The organism is Bacillota bacterium (genome assembly GCA_040757205.1).
GTDB lineage: Bacteria > Bacillota > Desulfotomaculia > Desulfotomaculales > Desulforudaceae > Desulforudis.
Map to the genome: position 1 here is coordinate 1 of JBFLXL010000026.1, position 2,210 is coordinate 2,210.

The 2,210-nt window shown below is 55.2% G+C and carries 2 protein-coding genes; both read right to left on the reverse strand.

Features of this window, described 5'->3' with window-relative positions; translation table 11 throughout:
* On the reverse strand, positions 1-520 hold a 520-nt coding region (locus tag AB1402_10300), incomplete at its 3' end, for an AAA family ATPase (GenBank protein MEW6541976.1).
* Entirely contained in the window at positions 517-1,779 is a 1,263-nt protein-coding gene (locus tag AB1402_10305; protein ID MEW6541977.1) for a DNA repair exonuclease, read from the reverse strand. The genes AB1402_10305 and AB1402_10300, both read right to left, overlap by 4 nt.
* Positions 1,780-2,210: the final 431 nt, after the last annotated feature.

Below are 2,210 nucleotides of genomic sequence, written 5' to 3' on the forward strand. Positions count from 1 at the left end.
GATTAGCATCCCTTTCCAGCTCCTGGAGCACTTTAGATACTGACCGGAAACGGGTTGTGGCGAACCCACTAAGCAGCCGGTCCTGAATCTCCGCTTGTTGGTCCTCCTTTAGATTGTGAAAGTTGTAGGCCGTCAGGGCATACAGCGCCTGGTACAGATCACGATTTACGTGCTGTACGAAGGGTAGGGGCCGGTTGGCAATATCTTCCACAGCATCCCCTCGCACCAGCGTTCCACGTGGTGTGCTCGGAAGCCGTCGGCTTACCTTCACTATCTGTCCGTCCCGCAACACCAATTCTGCTTCGAAGTCCGGAGATAAATCGTCATCCCAAGACGTATACGGATGCTTATCCTTCGAAGCCGGTGAGAAACCGTATAGCATGCTTGTCAGGAGATTGAACAGGGTGGACTTCCCCGTCTCGTTGGGGCCGTACACCACACATACCCCGGGGGACAGGTCCACCGGACCCCAATCCCGTACCGACCCATAACGCCTGATCCGAATAGTACTTATTCTCATCTCTCTTCCTCCGGCATCAAACGCTCGGCCAGTTCGGCATCGAGACCTTGAAGAAGTTCACGCAAATATGCAATGCGCACTTCCGGTGGCACATCCATAGATATATTTTCGGGAGCTAGTCCTCGAAGAAGTTCCCCATCTTCTTGTGCTTCATCCATTAACTCCAAGGCAACTGCCAGCACACTTGGTCCCTGCCGGAGCGATGCCAGATCCAGCGGGCGAGTCAGGGAGCCAAGCCGTACCTCCACCCATGGCACTCCCACAGTCTGTTGCAGGTCTTCTGCTAAGACCGTTAGTTCATCCGGATTCCGCCGCAATTGCCCAGCGAGCGGTGAACGCCCGGTCAACACAACCCTCACCAGATGCTCGGGTTCAAACTCCCTGGGAATAGGGCTTACCACCAAAGCATCTGTAACCTGTCCTGCCAAATCCTGAACCAGTTCACGCAAAGTGAGTGCTTCCGGCGGACAACGAGCTTCTACCGTCTGCCACACCAGTTCGCCGAGAGGAACAAACTCCGGCTGTACCGGCACTCCCTTCCGCACTTCCACCCAAAGACCGCCCCTTAAACCGGTCTCCCGGGGATTCCGCCCTTGTACGTTACCCGCATACCAGGCCGAAACCTCCGGCACTACTTGCTGTACAAGATGGATATGTCCCAACGCCCAGTAATCAAAGCCGCCATCCGCCAGATCCTCAACCGTGGTGGGAGCGTAACGGCCGTGGTTTTCCGCACCCTTGGCGGACAACACCTGGGTGTGCAGAAGCGCTACGTGTGGGAGCTCTCCCTTGGCCCGCCCAAAGCCGGCAGCCAGGTTACGGTCCTCACGTTGAGTAACATGGCCGGCACCCGTAATCCAACCCACGGTCTCCCCCGAAGCGTCTTTTACGGGTACATCCTCAGCCTGACCTTTGCGGAAGATGTGAGCATTATCCGGCCAGTCCAGATTGTGTGCCCGGTAGTTGCTACGACCAGGGTCATGGTTTCCGGTAGCATAAAAGAAACAAACCCCCGCATCCTGAAGTCGCCTTACTTGTTCCAGCAGGAACTGCTCCGTAGCGAAGGTTAGTAAGTCATTATCGAATAAATCACCGGCCACTAACACAGCGTGGGCGCCTCGCTCAATTGCTAAGTCGATACCCCGAGCGAAGGCGGCACGTACCGCCTTGCGCAGGCGGGTGCGCCATTGTTCATCTTTACCGTAGAACGGCGTATCCAAGTGAACGTCGGCCAAGTGTAGCAAACGCAGTGAATTCATGTTTGGGCCATCCTCTCAGGGAGCTAGTGTGGTTTTCATCGGGATCAAGGCCTGGCTGAATGTGATGCAGGCCTGACCGGGCCTGCTCCTGACAAGTAAAACAGACTGCTTTCTTGCTCCCCGAAAGGGGACCGGGTTGGTTTACTCTTTTTACGGGCAAGTGCCGCTGCAGCTTCTGGTGCAAGCCATTCGGCCACAAAGGCGATAGCACTTAAACACTGATCTGGCGGTTTCTGGATGCTGATCAGGCTGCGAAGGAAAAAACGGCGGTTACTTTCCTGATCAAGGATTATTTGTTTGGCTATAATGAAGGACCGTCCTGCGATGGTGATTCATTCCGCTCCTGTTCTTCCTGTTCCCGCGTCATCTCCGGCGCAAGTTGTAGAACAAAATCTCGAACCGCTTTGGCGCTATCCAGTGCCTGACGCATA

Coding starts and splice junctions, on each gene's coding strand:
- AB1402_10305 (MEW6541977.1), bottom strand. CDS start 1,779: ATGAATTCACTGCGTTTGCTACACTTGGCCGACGTTCACTTGGATACG.